Source organism: Heyndrickxia sporothermodurans (genome assembly GCF_003055045.1).
GTDB classification, from domain to species: domain Bacteria; phylum Bacillota; class Bacilli; order Bacillales; family Bacillaceae_C; genus Heyndrickxia; species Heyndrickxia sporothermodurans.
Window position 1 is genome coordinate 171,312 of record NZ_NAZB01000023.1, and the last position, 17,460, is coordinate 188,771.

A 17,460-nucleotide genomic window follows, 5' to 3' on the forward strand; every position below is an offset into this window, starting at 1 on the left:
AAAAAATTGCGACCAGCTACGTACGCTGGTCGCTTTTTTTGATTCTATCCATTATTAGGACAATGCTAGTAAATCTTGTAGCTCTATATTTGAAAGCTCAGTAATCCAATTATCGCTTTGAATAATTTCATCATTTAATGCTTGTTTCTTTTCGAGCATCGCATCAATTTTCTCTTCTAAAGTGCCTGTAGTAATGAATTTATGAACATGAACAAAACGACTTTGACCAATTCTATAGACACGGTCAGTCGCTTGATTTTCGACAGCGGGGTTCCACCAGCGATCAAAATGAATGACATGATTGGCTGCTGTTAAGTTTAATCCGGTCCCCCCGGCTTTTAGAGAGATTAGAAAAATAGGAAACTCCCCATTCTGAAAGGATTGCACATATTCATCACGTTTCGCTTTAGGCATACTCCCATTTAAAAATGGTACATCCAAATTAAAATGGGAATTCAATGTTTCCTGAATAATTCTTCCCATTCCTATATATTGAGTAAAAATTAAGCATCCTTCGTTTGCATCAAGTACGGATGTTAGCAATTCAATGAGTTTTTCAATTTTATGAGATCGTTTCACTACATTGTTTGGTCTTTCCTCTTTCAAATATAAAGCGGGATGATTACAAAGTTGTTTTAAATGATTGAGCATTTTTAAAATAAGACCTTTACGCTCAAAGCTCGATAATGTTTCAATTTGATCAAATGTATCACGGATAAGCTGTTCGTAAAGAGAAGCTTGTTCGGTTGTTAATGGACAGTATTCTTTTTCTTCGATTTTATCTGGTAAATTTAATTCAACTTCAGGATCTTGTTTCGTTCTTCTTAATAAAAATGGTCGAATAAGTGATTGAAGTTCTCGTATTTTCCCTTCCGTGCCGTCCTTTTCGATTGGGAGTATATATTTCTTTTGAAATTGCGAGAACGTTCCAAGAAAGCCGTGATTTGTGAAATCAAATATTGACCACAATTCAGATAAGCGGTTTTCCATCGGTGTTCCTGTCAAGGCAATTTTGTGCTCCCCATTTAGTTTTCTAATTGCGCGAGATTGTTTCGTCCCCGAGTTTTTAATATTTTGCGCTTCGTCAATTGCTATCGTACTCCAATGAATTCCAGAAAGCTCGTCAAAATCTAGATGGGATATACCATACGTGGTAAGAATGACATCGACATCTTTTAGAGATTCATCAAAATGTTCACCTTTTGGGCGATTCGGCCCATAGTGAAGGACTACTTTTAAACTTGGTGCAAAGCGTTCGAATTCCTTTTGCCAATTGCCGAGAACAGAAGTTGGACATATGATTAGGGAAGGGGTATGAATCCCAATTGTATTTTTTACATGTAATAAATACGTGATGAGCTGAATGGTTTTTCCAAGACCCATATCATCGGCAAGAATGGCGCCAAACTGAAATTTTCTTAGAAAAGCTAACCAACTAAACCCTTGTACTTGGTAGGGACGTAAATGCCCTTGAAACTTATTAGGTACGGACAGTTGTGGAATATCTGCTAAATCGGTAAGCTGTTGGATTAATTTCTTAATTGATCGATTTAATTCAATTTGGATTTTGGCAAATGCTTTTGGATTAAAATCTTCATCTATTTCTTCATCTGCAGTAATTAATTCTTGTTCAAAGATGTCTCGTACTGTTAGCCCTTCCTTTTTTGCACGTTGCATTAAATCTTGAATCTGCTTGATCATTTTTGGATCAAAGCGTACCCACTGGCCATTTAATTTAATTAATTTTCTTTGGCTTTCGATTAACTGCTGAAAGTCATCTTCTGAAAGCTCCGACCCATTAACCGATAACCGCCAGTCAAAATCAATCATGGCATTTAAGCCGACAAAGGAGGGAGAGTAACTAGTGTTCGTTTGTTTCATTTTCGCTTTCACTGCTATTTGAGCATCTTTCATTGCCATCCACCATGAAGGCAATAATATCTCAACTCCCAATACGTGGAGTTTTTCACTTGCTTCTGTTAAAAAAAGCCATGCTTGATCTTCATCTAATTCATCGTTCAAGCCGTTAACACCTTTAAGCCAAGGGAAAAGTTTCACCCATCTTCGGTGTTCTTCTTGTACCTCAGCGATGAATGGTTTCCATTTTGCAGGAGAATCGTTCATTGAATATAAACGATCCGGGAAACTTCGGTCACGTAGTACAGTCTCCAGTTTCCAACTATCTTCATGTTCCTCCGGTTCCGAAAGCCGAAGCGCAATCTTGAATGGACGATCATTTTTTAATCCTAACCATTTTTGAAAGCTTACTTCATCAAAATACAAAGTCAACTTTTCTGCAGATAGTCCGGAGCTCATTAAGCTATTAATTTTATCAATTAATTCAGGTCTAGTTTGAAAATAGTGTTCAACGGCAGATTGAAACCAATTTTCAACGATTGATTTGACGGTCATATCATTGTATTTTTGCTCCCAAAATGAATCATGGAAATCATCGATAACGAGTGAAGGGAGTGGCCATTGGATCATCTGCTCATCTTGTGCGAAAAGGGGAGAGAAAGCCCCTTTTACTATAGCCTCATGCATTGTATAGGCGGTGGATAAGAATATTTGTCCTAGTTCATCCCATTCCCACTGGATCATCGAACTGAAACCCTCTGTGGCTAATAGGGTTAATAGCTCCCAACTAGTTACTTTCACTCCTTCAATTGAATGATGTTTTTCAAAAGACAGAGAGGTTCCAAAGAAACTTTCTTGGTGCCATATAAATAATTGGCGCTTCCAATCCGTTGGATCCACATGAGTTCCATTTTCATCAGTAGTATGGATAAAGAACATTCCATCTTCACATTTTTCTATTACTACATGTAATAACCTGGTTTTAAGCATGTATCAATTTGCCCCTTTTACATTCTTCATGAAACGCACGTAATCGTTTCGTTTTGAGTAATAAGCTTTCAAAAAAACGTTCCCATATATCAGAAGTTTTTTGTTTTTTATAAAGGGTTCGGAGCTTTTTTAAATATCTTACTGCCTTTTTATAAGAATCCCGATTTCGTTCAGCAATCAAATGTTCGATGGCTTCATGATAAAGTGGCATAAGTAAGTGAGGTCGGCTTTTTCCTATTGCTTCAAGTCGTGAACGGTCGATAAACTCTAGCTCAATTCCTTTATATTGCTGGAGTTCCACCCACTCTTTAAATCTCCCTTTTGTAAATAAATAGTCACTATACTGATAAAAGGTATGTGGCAATGTTTGAATGTATATTTTTTCTAATAAAAGCGGATTTTGTTCCGCCAGAACGCCCTCATTAATAAACTGAAAAAATGACCGAATGAACGCGTAACGGTCATATTCACTAGCGTTTTCTAAATAGGATGGTACGAAAGCAGCAATCGTGTTTAAATATAAATAGAGACGATTGTACAGCTTTTGTTCATTTAAGTATTTTAGCCAAAAAGATGAGAAGGAGGCAATTTCACCTCCATATTGTTGAATTTCCTCGATTGCAGTATCGTCATCTCCGCACATGATAGCGAGATGAATCAACCCGATTTTAATGCGCTTACGGTTATCTATTTTTACTAAATCGGATAAACGATTGTATTCTAATTTTCGCCAGATCGATTGTTTAAATAAAAAAGTCCAAAGTAACTGATACAACTCTATTAATTCGTATTCATAATATGATGATTCTTTTAATAGGAATATGCTATTTTCACGTAGATAGCTTAAGAATGGATCAAATGCGAACGGTGCAGCTGATACAGTTAATATTTTTAAAGCTTCATCCACCTCATCAAGCATAAATTCAAAAAATCGTTTAAACGTCCGAATATGATATTCGGAGCATAACTGATTCACTATTTTCATCGATTCATATGCAGCAAACAATTGATAAAGCGGTTTCCACTCTCTTTCAACAGGAGCGTATTCGATTAGACTGCGGTATTTATTTTTACAGGTCACTTCGAGGACAAATTCATTTCTCGGATCAATCCCTTGGTAGGCATGCCGGAATCGCGCCAGCCACGCCTCTACTCCATCCAAAGTGGCAGGTGTTTTTTCTTTCAATAGATCACTGCCTCTTTTTATATGAGCTAAAATACTTGTCGTCGATTCTTCCCTTTTCCAATCTTGTATCCATTCAAAAACACTTCCATTTTCGCTATATGCAGAAAAGAAAAGCGCTAGTTGGTGACGGCATATCCCTTCTTGGGGACAGCTGCAATGACTAGTGGATGGATTTCCCAACGTCAAAGTTACTTGGACGGGGGTTACATCCTGTACTTTACCGGTAATTTCTGTCGATGACATCTTTTTATTGTAAACAAGTTGTTGTCGATATAGTAATAATCCTTTTTGGACAAGCTTTTGGTGGATATCACTAGCAGGGTCTAATAATTCTTGCATTTGCTTTCCGTACTGTTTTATCTCTTCGCTCATGTGATGATCAATCCTCCCTAATCAAGACTAATCCAAAAGTTACTTCCGTTGAATATCGTAATCCCTTTTAATTCTACAACATTTTCATTATAAACTTTAATGTTTTTATTTGCAGGGTAGGTTATCGTTGTTTCTCCTTTTTTTGCAATGAAAATCGGATTTTCCTTTGTTGTAAGGTCAATTTTCGTCTCATACCCCAAGTTTTTGTAATACTCGTTCGCATTAACAAAAAGGGAATGATTCAGTTTATTAAAGGAGGGAACATTTAAAAATTCTGCTATTATTTTCGGGATTTCTGTATTATTTATGAGACCAACGGGTTTACTCGGTCCATAAGCATATAAAAAGACATCTTCACCAGTGTGTCCCCTTGTTGTAAATCCTAAATGGGCGCGTTTAGCTAATTGAGTGACCATTTCTTCTTCAATATCTTTTGCTTTTTTTAAGCGAATAAAGTCTTGTTTGGATAACGGATCTAACCCATATGATTTAGCTACCTGTTTAATATTCGTGTGTTCAGTATTCAATTGAGAGATTGCGCCGGCCAGTGAATATTTCGCCTTTTTAAGTGGATTTACGAAGTTTTGTACAGGTGTTTTAAAATAGGAATGTCTCGTATCGTCATTCCCCATTGTTAACCCACTGTTCCCGTGATCTGTTACAGCAATTAGTAATGTATTTTTATCGTTTTTGGCGAAACGAAGTGCTTCCTTAACGGCTGCATCAAAAGCTAGAACTTCACTAATCATTCCGATAGGATCATTTTTATGCGCGGCCCAATCGATCTTGCTTCCTTCAACAAATAAAAAGAAACCTTGCTTCTGCTTCGCCAAGAGTTCTATCGCCTTTTTCGTCATCTCTGCCAGGGAAGGCTGGTTAGGTGCCAGTTTTTGACGATCAATTTCATAAGCAATATCTTCATTTGCAAAGCTGCCCCATACTTTTGTGCCTGATATATGTTTTAATTGTTCCTTCGATTCGATATAATGATAGCCTTTCTGTTTTATTGTCTGAATTAAGTTTTCTCCGTCTTTTCGATATTGCGGAAGTATTGAACCGATCCCTATTGGTTGTTGCGGAAGTTGATTCAGATCTGGATTTTTTGGAAGGAGAGCTATTTTTCCTCCTCCTAATACGACATTGATTCCTTGGTAAACTTGTTGTTCGGCAATATCATCATAATCATTTCGAGATGCAGAATGTGCAGAAAAGGCAGCGGGTGTTGCATGCTGAATAGGGGAGGTAGAAATGAGTCCGGTGGCCAACCCCTTCATTTTTGCTGCCTCTAGTATATTAACCGTTGGCCTCGCTACAAAACCGTGGTTTTTGTCTAAAAAGGGAATCATTCCAATCATATCTTCATTTGTTTTTTTTCCTACTGCCATTGCAGTAGCGGCCGCGGCAGAATCAGTGATTCCTGACCGTAATGAATAGGTTTGTACACCACCTACTAGGATGCTATCTAGTGAAAGTGGGCGCCCTTTATACCATCTTGCAAGGGTTACGACATCGGAATTTGTTCCGTCCATAACCATAAAGATTACGTTTCTTGGCTTTTGAGTATCTGCATGAATGGAGGATAATGAAGTTTGAAAAAGAAATAGCATGATAATAAGAACTTTTTTCATCATAAACTCACCTCAACCTATTAATACTTTAGGTTTTGAGATTGACGAAAAAATATTCTTCATATGAAAAAAAGTGCCTTTGCTGGCACTTTTTCTTCTTATTTTTGCAGGATCCCGATTGTCACATATTTGAGTGCGGATTTCCACTTCACTTGTTTAATTGATTTTTTATCAATATCTCCTAAATCAAGTGGAGTGATGAATCTGCCAGATTGTTTAATCGAATCAGGTTCACTAATATAAAGTTCCCCGATTTGTGTTCCGCTATTAACCTGCTGCTTGTCGTTTATTTGAAAACCAAGCGTAATCGGCTTCTTTTCTATTAATCCTTTATCTAAAACCCAAATATAATATTTCTTTTTTTGCATGAACATACTGTCTTTATTAATGACTATTGCATTACTTATTTCCTTTGTAATCACTTCGGTGTTTACATGATAACCTTCATGTAATTTTTGTTCGAAATCATCCAACGATATTTCATAAGGGTAGAGTGACTTTTCTTCTACTTTTGGTTTGTTTTTAGGTGAAGTGGAAATCTTCTCTAATACACCGGTAATCTTCCCCTTAAATAAAGGGGAGGTAGAGATTGTTTTCATACCGCTTTCCACTTGGGAAAGTTGTTCCTCTGATAATGTTCCTTGAATGACAGGTGATGTTGAGACAATTGTAAGGACAGGGTTTTTTAAATTGTAAGAAATATTTTTAACAATTCCGGAAGTGTTACTAACAATCGTTAGATTTCTAGCTTCACTGTCATAGTTGTCTTTTTGCTCTTCATATTGCTTTAGCTGATGTTCAAGTTTTTCCTTTTCTAGCTCTTTTTGATTAATCTCTATTTTAATTGAATATGATACGGTTTTAGGAATGGAAGTTGATTCTTCCTCCTTTTTATCTGTCTTCACTTGTGTTGCTTCATCCTTTTCGGCATCTGAAAGTAAAGAGGACAGATTTTGCAGATGGGAATCAATACTATCAATTTCTTGTTCGATTCGATCAATTTCTGTATCTAGTAACTCTTTTTGTTTCTCAATATTTAAAGTGGAATAATCAAATAAAGGGGTCCCTGTCTCGACTGTGTCACCTTCTTTTACTAAAAACTGATTAAATCCGGCTTTTTTGTCTACATAGAAATAATGTGTTTCGGATGGTGCGACAACTCCATCGCTTGAAAATGATTCAATTAAATGGCTTTGTTTTACAGTTTCCCATTTTGAAACATACTGTAAACGATCAATTTTATTGTTCTTTTTTTCTATTAAATACACATTCACCGCTATAAATAGTAGGGCAAATGCTATTAATAAAAAGGACCATTTTTTCATCACGATTCACCCCCACTTTAAAATAAACGATAAAAATCGATATCGGTAAATAATGCTGTGATGCCCCAGAAGATAAGGTTGACGACAATCACCAGTATTAGCAAGGATATACGATTTTTTTCAGAAAGTGCGCATAAACTTTTATATTGAATATATATTCCCCAAATCTTAAAGATTGATAGACAGCCTAATAATGCTATTAGAAATGGAATGGTTGTAATGTATTGGCCGATTACTCCGAAAGAAAGCGGAGAAGAATACCAGTCCAAGTTAAGCCATAATACAAGAGGGAAATAGGTCATATGTTCAATTAAGAGGATGAATAATACAAATACTTGTATCACTACGAGTTTTCGATAAGATACATCTGCAAATACACTAAATACAAGTGGAGTGATGTACAATATACAAACGGAATAAATAATTCCTGAAAGTGTTTTTCCCATGACGAAAAGTGCTTTATGCCATTCGAATACTCCTTTCGGATCAAGAGTGAGAGTTTTCGAGATGGAGGCGGATCCAATCCCCAATAAACCTTCCAATGTAAAAATAACTGCACTAAATAAAATCATTAAAAACAGTCTCATTTTGAGTCCGTAAATGACTTCTGCTTTACCTAGTTGAAAGAAAGTAGTCTTCGGTTTAAATAAGTGAAAAATACGAGATTGGTAGACCATGCATAAACCTCCGTCGGGCAAAATATCTACCATTATTCTATCTTATTTTACATAAATATTACAACCTTTCAAAAAAATAAGTAATATTATGGTGAATTAGCTCGAAGGATAGTATTTAAATTCGAATAGGATCATTGGTACAATAATTAGAAGAAGCGAAAGGGAGGATTATAATGTTTCACAGTAACTGGATTAAAACATTACATATAGACTATCCAATCATACAGGCGCCGATGGCTGGCGGGATCACGACACCAGAACTGGTCGCTGCTGTTTCAAATGCCGGGGGACTTGGAATGATTGGAGCGGGTTACTTGAATGCAGAGCAAACGAGGAAGATCATTCGAGAGGTTAAGTCACTTACATCTAATCCGTTTGGGATTAATTTGTTCGTACCAGAGAAAAATGCAGTAGAAGAAGTGGAAATTTTGAAAATGAATACTCATTTACAAAAGTATCGTGAAGAATTAAATCTTCCAATGGAAATGCCAACAATAAGTAATAACAGTGTATTCGAAGAGCAAGTAAGGATCATCAGCGAAGAAGGTATTCCAATCTGTACTTTTACATTTGGATTACCGGCGGAACCAATTGTGAAACAGCTAAAAGAAGCAAAGATCTTTTTAATGGGAACAGCAACAACAGTTAAAGAAGCGCAATATGGAGAGAAAGCAGGAATGGACGCAATTGTCGCACAAGGCAGCGAAGCGGGGGGACACCGTGGAACATTCCTTGGAAAAACGGAAAGTAGCATGATCGGATTAATATCTCTCATTCCTCAAATTGTTGACCAAGTAAATATCCCTGTCATTGCCGCAGGGGGAATAATGGATGAAAGGGGCATAATGGCTGCCCGCTGTCTAGGAGCCCAAGGGGTACAAATGGGAACGGCTTTTTTAACTTGTGTAGAAAGTGGTGCACACGAGTTGCATAAAGCTGCCATCCTCAAAGCAACTGAAGAGGAAGTAGTATTAACTTCAGCTTTTTCAGGTAAGAATGCCAGGGGAATCAATAATCGTTTTATTAAAGAGATGAGTGTTTACGAAGGAGTTATTCCGAGCTATCCCGTTCAAAATTCTTTAACAAAAGATATTCGTAAAGCAGCGGGCGAACAAAACAATCCTAACTTCATGTCGTTATGGTCTGGACAGAGCCCTAGATTAAGCAAAAATAAAACAGTAAGCGAGTTAATCCAAGGACTGGTGGATGGATATAATCGAATCAAGGGGACCATATAGGAATAAAACAATGTTAAGAAAACAGTGTGACATGTATGTCATGCTGTTTTTTATTTAGGCTCTTTTCTAAAGGATCTTTGTGTAAATTTTGTTGTTTTTTGAACATAGACCATTCCTTTCGCTCCAATCCACTCTGCGTTTTCATATTTGTTAATACAGCGATTTATTGAATTTCTTTTCTCAATTGTTTTAACTTGAAGTTCCGTTAAAAAAGATTGATTGGAGCGGAAGGGTGCGAGACTCCTGCGGGATCAGCGGGACAGGTGAGACCCCGCAAACGCGAAGCGTTGAGGAGGCTCACCGCCTGCCCCGCGGAAAGCGAGCACCCTGGAGCGGAAATCACCTGCATACTTATCAATAGCAACAAAGTTTGCGAAAACAGCCATTGTTTTAAAAAAACATTTGCATAACGTAACAGTGTTATGTTACATTAATTTCATGAAAGGGGCGTTATGTGATGAGTCAAGATTTAATATCCAAAAAGGACTTGTTAGACCTGACAGGAATCTCCTATGGGCAATTGTATAGATGGAAACGAAAAAATTTAATACCAGAAGAATGGTTTATTCGAAAATCAACTTTTACAGGACAAGAGACATTTTTCCCTAAGGTAAAGATATTGGAAAGAATTGAAAAGATTCAATTAATGAAGGAAAACTTATCTTTAGACGAATTAGCTGATGTATTTTCTCCTGAATTAACGAATGTAAGTCTAAGTAAGGAAGAAATATTAAAACGAAGCATCTCATCAAAACCTATTATAGACTTTTTTATTGAAAATATCGGTCAATTAACAGAGTTTTCCTTTGAACAAACATTAACGATTTATATTCTTGAAAAGATGCTTCAGTCCGGAGACATTAATCTGGAAGAAGGAAAAATGGTTCTGCATGTACTACAGGAGCATTATCGGAAAGTAGATTCCAAAACAGCAGAGCTGATTTTTATTCGAAAATTAGGAATGTCAACTTGTTTTCTTGCATCAAATAGTGACGAACTTTTCTTTGAGAAGGGGACAAAAGTTGTCGTTCGGCTTTCGTTAGCTAGTTGCTTGGAAGAATTGAAATCAAAATGGACATAATGGAGGAATTGACCATGGGGTTGGATAGGAAAAACGATTTAGTGATTAATGGCTTTGGAAGATCAAATGGTGGCCAATTTGAAGATGTTGTTTTAAACGGTAAAGGTACGATTGATGGTGATATCGAATGCAAGATGTATGACTGCAATGGAATGGGAACTTTAAATGGCAATGTGACAGCGGAGAAAGTACGAATAAATGGCAAGGGGAAAATCAATGGCAATATTGTTGCAAGAGATATTACGGTTGATGGACACGCTTCATTAGGCGGAAATACTTCACATGAATCACTTAGGATTTCCGGTCATTGTTCTATCGGTGGAACAGTGAAAGGCGATAAAGTGAAAATAAATGGGAAAGCATTGATTGGCGGAGATTGTGAAACCGAGGAATTTGTTACTGAAGGTATTTTTACTATTGGCGGTCTTTTGAATGCTGAAGAAATTGATATAGCTTTATATGGTGAATGTAAAGCAAAGGAAATTGGTGGACAGTCCATAAGAATTCGGCAAAAACCGTATGGAATCATTAAATTTTTACGTTCATTGTTCCCCACTCGTTTGATAACCGACATTATTGAAGGCGATGATATCTATTTGGAAGGTGTCCGAGCAAAAATCGTTCGAGGTAACAATGTTACGATTGGCAGCAATTGTGAAATAGATTTAGTTGAATACTATGAAGAATCTTCTATAGATAAAGGCTCAACTGTGAAAGAGTGCATTAAGCTGTAGTACAACTATGAAAGAGGGGAAAGTAGAATGGAGCGAAGAAATTTAAATATATTTGGTTCGGGAAGCTATTCCGGTGGTCACTATGCAAAGGTGAAAATAAAAGGCGATGGAACAGTAACAGGTGATATTGACTGTCAAGAATTCAAAACGCATGGAAATAGCCAATTGTTAGGTAACGTAAAAGCCGAATCATTTATTATTTATGGAACGGTCGATATAAAAGAAAATCTGAAATCAAATGTAGTAAAAATCAATGGAACGATGGACAGCAATGGTGATATCTCGGGAAATCAGATTTTAATTCGAGGCAATGGAGAAATTGATGGAAATCTTTATGGGGAAAAAGTAGAGATCAAAGGAAGTCTGTCTGTTAACGGGAATTGTGAAGCAGAAACCTTTCAATTAGATGGCGGGTTTCAAATTAGCGGACTATTAAATGCGGGAAGTATTAACATTGGAATGAAATACGGAGAAAGCAGAGTAAATGAAATTGGCGGAGAATCAATTACGATTCGTAAAAAACCTTCATTTCTTGGGATGAGCAAACATTTTGGGAAAATGACAACTGAATTGATTGAGGGAGACATAATTTATATAGAGTATACTGATGCAAAAATCGTTCGTGGAAATAATATAGAAATTGGACCTGGATGCAATATCGAGATAGTCGAATATAAGGAAAACTTCAAGCAACATAAAAACTCGAACGTAAAAGAAAATAGAAAAATATAGGTGAAGGGGAAGGATATATGATTGGTAATAAAAGTAAAATAGGATTTGTTGTCGCGGGTTTACTACTGGGGATACTAATGGCATCAATGGATAATACCATCGTAGTTACAGCGATGGGTACAATTGTAGGAGATTTAGGCGGACTAGAAAGTTTTGTATGGGTAGTTTCTGCTTATATGGTAGCGGAGATGGCTGGGATGCCAATATTTGGTAAACTATCAGATATGTTTGGTAGGAAAAGATTTTTTATGATGGGATTAATTTTATTTATGATAGGTTCCATTCTTTGTGCAACGGCAGGAAACATTACTCAACTTAGTATTTATCGTGCCATTCAAGGGATTGGCGGAGGAGCCTTAGTACCGATAGCATTTACGATTGTGTTTGATATTTTCCCTCCGGAAAATCGGGGAAAAATGGGCGGATTGTTTGGAGCTGTTTTTGGATTATCAAGTATTTTTGGCCCGCTTATCGGCGCTTATATTACTGATTATATCAGTTGGCATTGGGTGTTTTTAATCAATCTACCATTAGGTATTCTTGCACTTGTCTTTGTTACATTGTTCTACCATGAATCAAAACAGCATGTGAAACAAAAAATTGATTGGTGGGGGGCTATTACACTAGTTGGAGCTGTCGTTTGCCTTATGTTTGCTTTAGAATTAGGCGGAAAAAAATATGATTGGGATTCAACGACAATCATCAGTCTCTTTGCCGGTTTTGTTATTCTATCTTTTATTTTCATCTTGATAGAAAAAAGAGTTTCAGAGCCTATTATTTCATTTCCTATGTTTAAACAGCGACTATTTGCGGGTAGTACACTAGTAGCACTATTTTATGGAGCGGCATTTATGACCGCTACTTTATTTATACCAATGTTTGTTCAAGGTGTATATGGAGGAAGTGCTACGAATTCGGGATTAATCTTACTTCCGATGATGCTAGGATCAGTTGTAACAGCACAATTAGGTGGATTTTTGACGACAAAATTAAGCTATCGAAACATCATGTTTATTTCAGGAGTCATTACTATCGTTGGGTTGTTCTTACTGACGACAATAACACCTGAAACAAAACGGTTCATGCTTACCATCTATATGATTATCACTGGTTTAGGCGTTGGATTCTCCTTTTCGGTACTTCAAATGGCAGCTATCCATAATTTTGGGATGGAGCAACGAGGATCGGCAACATCAACAAGCAACTTTATTCGTTCGTTAGGAATGACGATAGGGATTACGATTTTTGGTATGATTCAAAAGAATATATTTGCCAATAAAATGGATGGTGCGTTTTTAGAAATGGGCCCAATGCCAAAGGGAACTGCCATCGACCCAAATGCACTTTTAAATGAACAGGCACGTGCCCACATTCCAACTGAAATTTTAGGAAAAATAACGACTGCATTATCTTCATCCATCGTTCATACTTTTATGTGGGGGTTAGTGCCCGCTGGATTAGCGTTCTTACTTATATTTTTAATGAGTAAGGAAAAAATGGTGTTTAGTAAAGCGAAATAAAAAGGCGAACAAAATGTTAAAATTTTTTGAAATTGATATACATCATTGATAGTTTAGGGTAAAATAATATATGATGTTAAATTCGAAGAGGTGATCTTCCTTGAAAAGAGATCATGATAAACTGAAGAAGGTAATTACTAACTTTGCGGAAATTGGGGTAAAACTTTCAAAAACAAAATCCCGACTAGAAATCTTCAAAGTGCTGGAAGACGTAAAAAACATCCCAAAATATCCGAAACTACATCATTAGTTATTATAAAATAAGTCCGATATTTTATCGGGCTTATTTTTTTGGCTAAATACAAAGTTATTCTAGAGTTGGAAAACCATGGGTGATATTATTGTGTTATAAATACAGAATATTGCGATTAGGGGTGTGGGTATGGAATATGTAATTGATATTCAACAATTAAAAAAGAGTTATAAAAAAAGAAAATCCAATGAAATTATTGATGCAGTAAAAGGGATATCTCTACAAGTGAAAAAAGGGGAAGTTGTCGGTTTGCTTGGTCCGAACGGTGCGGGGAAAACAACGACAATTAAAATGATGTGCGGTCTTTTGCTTCCAAACGAAGGAACGGTAACGATAAATGGAATCGATATGGTGAAACATAGACTTAAAGCCCTTCGACATATTTCTGCAGTGCTAGAAGGTAATAGAAATCTATATTGGCGAATGACGGTGCGAGAAAACATGGAATATTTCTCGGGAAATCGAGGATTGTCGAAAAAGGAAATATCAAATAAAATCGATGAGCTACTTGAACGACTAAATTTGACACAAAAGGCAAATGAACTGGTGAATTCGTTATCGAGGGGAATGCAACAAAAACTGTCAATTGCAATTGCGATCCTAGCTGATACAGAGATTATTTTCCTAGATGAACCAACACTAGGGCTAGATGTGGAAATTAGCTATGAAATTAGAAATTTACTAAAAGAAGTAGCGAAAGAATATAATAAAACCATTTTATTAAGCTCACATGACATGCCTGTCGTTCAAGAAATATGTGAACGAGTCGTAATTATAAACGAGGGGAGAATTGTTACTGATGATAGTGTTAGTAACTTACTTTCTCTTTTTGATACAAAAGCATACTCCTTTACACTGGGGACTGCATTGTCCCATCAATTTCTTGAAGAAATAAAGGAGCACTTTATTGTACAAGAAGGCACAAATGATTCCGGGCAATCAATCGTGACAGTGACCATTCAACATAGCGATGATTTTTATAAAGTCATTGAAATGTTTAAAGAGAAAAATATCGTCATTGAAAAGGTAGATCGTTCAATTATTGACTTTGAGCAAGTCTTTATGAAAATTGTTAAGGGGGAAATGGTAAATGAAGTGGCTGTATCTGTTTAAGGCGAACTTTCGGAGAGAGTATATTTATTTAAAAAGATATTTACCAAACACGATCAGTGAACTTATCACTTTTTATGCGATTTTCTTGTTTCTGTTTTTTGGCATTCAAATTGTTGGTGACCCGTCCACAGTAGAAGTGAATGTACAAAATACGATTGTGAATTATTTATTTTGGTTTTTAGCTATGATGGTGATGCAGGGGATTGGATGGAGCATTATGAATGAAGCGCAACTAGGTACACTAGAACAAATGTATATGTCACCAATGGGGGCATGGAAAATTTTACTCGCCCGAATTATCTCATCTACTATTCTTCAACTTGTTATGATTGTCATTCTTTTATACCTATCGATGATAACAACCAATACTTGGCTAAATGTAGATGTTTTGTCTATCCTTCCAATATTAATTTTTACATTAATAAGTATGGTTGGTGTGAGTTTTATGATTGCCGGTTTGGCCATTATTTTTAAACAAATTGGTTCGTTTCTTCAAATTTTTCAGTTTATATTAATGGGTCTAACTTTTGCCCCGCTTTCAACTATGCCTTATTTAACGATTCTTCCGGTTGTGAAAGGGGTAGATATGGCAAGGGGGATTATGATTCATCACTCAAGTTTAATGAATTTTTCAATTGTTGATTATACATCACTAATTGCTAACGCTGCAGTGTACCTCTTTCTTGGTGTTGTTGTGTTCAAACGCTGTGAAAAAACAGCGATGATAAAAGGGGTATTGGGACAGCACTAATATAGTATTAAGAAATATAAAAAAGCACTGCTAAGCAGTGCTTTCCTGTTATATTAAAGTGCAGCTTCAGAATTTGTGATTGGGAGCTGCTTTTTAAGCTTTACGTCTTGTGTTGGCTTTTTTTTCACTTCAACATATTTCACATGAAGATCTTCCATTTCCTTAATAGTGAAATCGAAATTTTCGAATTCGATGACATCACCTTGTTTGGCTTCATAATTTTCTGTTAAAACCCAACCGCCAATTGTATCGATATCTTCATCGTCGATATGCGTGCCAAGGAGATCATTCACCTCAGTAACTAATACTTTTGAATCAATAATATAATGATTTTCCTTCACTTTACGGATAAGTGGCACCTCATCCATATCAAATTCGTCTCGGATTTCACCAACAATTTCTTCTAGTATATCTTCTACTGTCACAAGTCCTGATGTTCCGCCATATTCATCAATTAATACGGCCATATGAATACGTTCCTTTTGCATCATTAATAGAAGCTCTTGAATAGGAATCGTATCGATTACCCGGATAATCGGACGGATATATGAATTAAGCGTTGGTTTCGTATCAGGATCACCAAGTAAATCTGTTAAAAATTCCTTTGCATTAACCATCCCAATGATGTGATCTTTATCCCCATCGATTACTGGATAGCGAGTGTATCGTTCCTCACGAATCGTTTGTAACAATGCATCTAAAGAATCTTCTTTCGAAAGTGAAGAAATTTCGGTTCGTGGGACCATAATTTCTTTTGCAATTCGATTATCGAATTCAAATATTTTATTCACATATTTAAACTCAGATTGGTTAATTTCACCGCTTTTGTAGCTCTCGGAAACAATAATTCGCAATTCTTCTTCAGTATGGGCCAATTCATTCTCATTTACTTCCTTAAGACCAAACAGTCTTGTTACCAATCGTGAAGAAGTATTTAAAAGCCATACGAATGGGAATAATATGCGATGAATAAAGATAAGTGGTCGTGAAGTTAATAAGCTAATCGATTCAGCTTTTTGAATAGCCACCGTTTTTGGTGCTAATTCACCTACAACTACGTGTACAAATGTAATGAGTAGGAAAGAAAGAATGGTAGAAATTACGTGTACGGATGGTCCAGTAATATGGACAAAAGAAAATACCGGCATAAGTAACTTGGAAACCGTTGCCTCACCAATCCACCCTAATACTAACGAAAGTATTGTAATACCTAGCTGCACTGTAGATAAATATTCATCTAAATTAGAAAGAATTTTCTTGGCAGCAAGAGCTTTCTTGTTTCCTTCTTCTACTAGCTGATCAATTCGAGTACTTCTTACCTTTACAATTGCAAATTCCGATGCAACAAAGAATGCGGAAAGTGCTATGATAATAAAAACAAGCACAAGCCTAAATATGTCGTCCAAATAAGTTTACCTATCCCGTATGAACACGAGATAGGAGTCACCTCCTATTTTGTTAATAGATTTAAAGAGTTTACTAAACAAGTACTTTCAGAAATTAGCTTTTGGTAAAAAGATTCCTTTTCTTCTTGATTTAGTTTTTCAATTGCAAAAATTAAATCTGATAGCTCATTATTTAATTGTTTTATTTGATGATGGACAAAATCAACGCGCTGTAAAAGTAACTTCTCATCTAATGTAATGCCTTTTTTGATTTCCAATTTTTTTCGGATCGTATCAAGAGGCAGGGACAGCTTTTTACAGTCTTCAATAAATTTCAAGTCATCTATTGCGTCTGTTTCGTATATTCGATAATTCGACTTTGATCGACTTGCTTTCAATAAGCCAATACTAGTATAGTAGTCTATTGTTCTTTTTGAAACATTCGCTATTGATGCTAATTCACCGATTCGGTACACAGCCCCATTCGATCACCCCTTAATAAAATGTTAAACATATTATAAAAAAAATAAACCATACAGTCAAACGTGATACTTTTCATACTTCTTTAACATAATTTATGGAGTTATATTGTACACTATGCTTTATATTTAATATTAA

15 protein-coding genes are annotated in these 17,460 nt (G+C 36.1%); 8 read left to right on the forward strand and 7 right to left on the reverse strand.

The features are described 5' to 3' along the window. Positions 1-54: 54 nt before the first annotated feature. The 5 genes from B5V89_RS12040 to B5V89_RS12060 form a co-directional block, all read right to left on the reverse strand. Positions 55-2,847 carry a DEAD/DEAH box helicase gene (locus B5V89_RS12040; RefSeq protein ID WP_108072196.1) on the reverse strand — a complete coding sequence of 931 codons (2,793 nt, stop codon included), beginning with the start codon at positions 2,845-2,847 and terminating at the stop codon, positions 55-57. Then, a complete protein-coding gene (locus tag B5V89_RS12045) occupies positions 2,840-4,405 on the reverse strand; it encodes an SWIM zinc finger family protein (RefSeq protein ID WP_108072198.1) in 1,566 nt (521 codons plus the stop codon). The genes B5V89_RS12040 and B5V89_RS12045 overlap by 8 nt, the downstream gene beginning before the upstream one ends. A 17-nt stretch (positions 4,406-4,422) precedes the next feature. Beyond that, positions 4,423-6,033: an alkaline phosphatase gene (locus B5V89_RS12050; RefSeq protein ID WP_108072199.1), complete on the reverse strand. Its 1,611-nt coding sequence runs from the start codon at positions 6,031-6,033 to the stop codon at positions 4,423-4,425. Between the two features lie 98 nt (positions 6,034-6,131). Beyond that, positions 6,132-7,358, reverse strand: coding sequence for an efflux RND transporter periplasmic adaptor subunit (locus tag B5V89_RS12055; RefSeq protein WP_108072201.1), 1,227 nt, complete (start codon positions 7,356-7,358; stop codon positions 6,132-6,134). A gap of 17 nt (positions 7,359-7,375) precedes the next feature. Then, entirely contained in the window at positions 7,376-8,035 is a 660-nt protein-coding gene (locus B5V89_RS12060; RefSeq protein WP_108072203.1) for a hypothetical protein, read from the reverse strand. Positions 8,036-8,208: 173 nt separating this feature from the next. Here B5V89_RS12060 and B5V89_RS12065 point away from each other — a divergent pair, with 173 nt between their 5' ends. From B5V89_RS12065 to B5V89_RS12095, 8 genes are all read left to right on the forward strand, one after another. Next, entirely contained in the window at positions 8,209-9,273 is a 1,065-nt protein-coding gene (locus tag B5V89_RS12065; protein ID WP_108072205.1) for an NAD(P)H-dependent flavin oxidoreductase, read from the forward strand. A 457-nt stretch (positions 9,274-9,730) separates the two neighbouring features. After that, positions 9,731-10,354: a YhbD family protein gene (locus B5V89_RS12070; RefSeq protein WP_107920950.1), complete on the forward strand. Its 624-nt coding sequence runs from the start codon at positions 9,731-9,733 to the stop codon at positions 10,352-10,354. 14 nt (positions 10,355-10,368) lie between these two features. Next, positions 10,369-11,088 carry a bactofilin family protein gene (locus tag B5V89_RS12075; protein ID WP_108072206.1) on the forward strand — a complete coding sequence of 240 codons (720 nt, stop codon included), beginning with the start codon at positions 10,369-10,371 and terminating at the stop codon, positions 11,086-11,088. A 27-nt stretch (positions 11,089-11,115) separates the two neighbouring features. Continuing rightward, the gene (locus B5V89_RS12080; RefSeq protein WP_108072208.1) at positions 11,116-11,820 is read left to right on the forward strand and encodes a polymer-forming cytoskeletal protein; all 705 of its coding nucleotides are present in this window, start codon (positions 11,116-11,118) and stop codon (positions 11,818-11,820) included. Positions 11,821-11,837: 17 nt separating this feature from the next. After that, the gene (locus B5V89_RS12085) at positions 11,838-13,340 is read left to right on the forward strand and encodes an MDR family MFS transporter (RefSeq protein ID WP_066231248.1); all 1,503 of its coding nucleotides are present in this window, start codon (positions 11,838-11,840) and stop codon (positions 13,338-13,340) included. Between the two features lie 100 nt (positions 13,341-13,440). After that, positions 13,441-13,590 carry an Lmo0850 family protein gene (locus B5V89_RS20615; protein WP_165797707.1) on the forward strand — a complete coding sequence of 50 codons (150 nt, stop codon included), beginning with the start codon at positions 13,441-13,443 and terminating at the stop codon, positions 13,588-13,590. A gap of 132 nt (positions 13,591-13,722) precedes the next feature. Further along, the gene (locus tag B5V89_RS12090; protein ID WP_066231253.1) at positions 13,723-14,706 is read left to right on the forward strand and encodes an ABC transporter ATP-binding protein; all 984 of its coding nucleotides are present in this window, start codon (positions 13,723-13,725) and stop codon (positions 14,704-14,706) included. Next, positions 14,684-15,457 (forward strand): ABC transporter permease, encoded by a 774-nt coding sequence (locus tag B5V89_RS12095; RefSeq protein ID WP_066231256.1) that lies wholly within the window; start codon positions 14,684-14,686, stop codon positions 15,455-15,457. The genes B5V89_RS12090 and B5V89_RS12095 overlap by 23 nt, the downstream gene beginning before the upstream one ends. A 53-nt stretch (positions 15,458-15,510) precedes the next feature. Here B5V89_RS12095 and B5V89_RS12100 read toward each other — a convergent pair whose 3' ends face one another. Further along, positions 15,511-16,863, reverse strand: a complete 1,353-nt coding sequence (locus B5V89_RS12100; RefSeq protein ID WP_066231259.1) for a hemolysin family protein — start codon at positions 16,861-16,863, stop codon at positions 15,511-15,513. 44 nt (positions 16,864-16,907) lie between these two features. Continuing rightward, entirely contained in the window at positions 16,908-17,318 is a 411-nt protein-coding gene (locus B5V89_RS12105) for a MerR family transcriptional regulator (RefSeq protein WP_107920953.1), read from the reverse strand. Positions 17,319-17,460 lie beyond the last annotated feature (142 nt).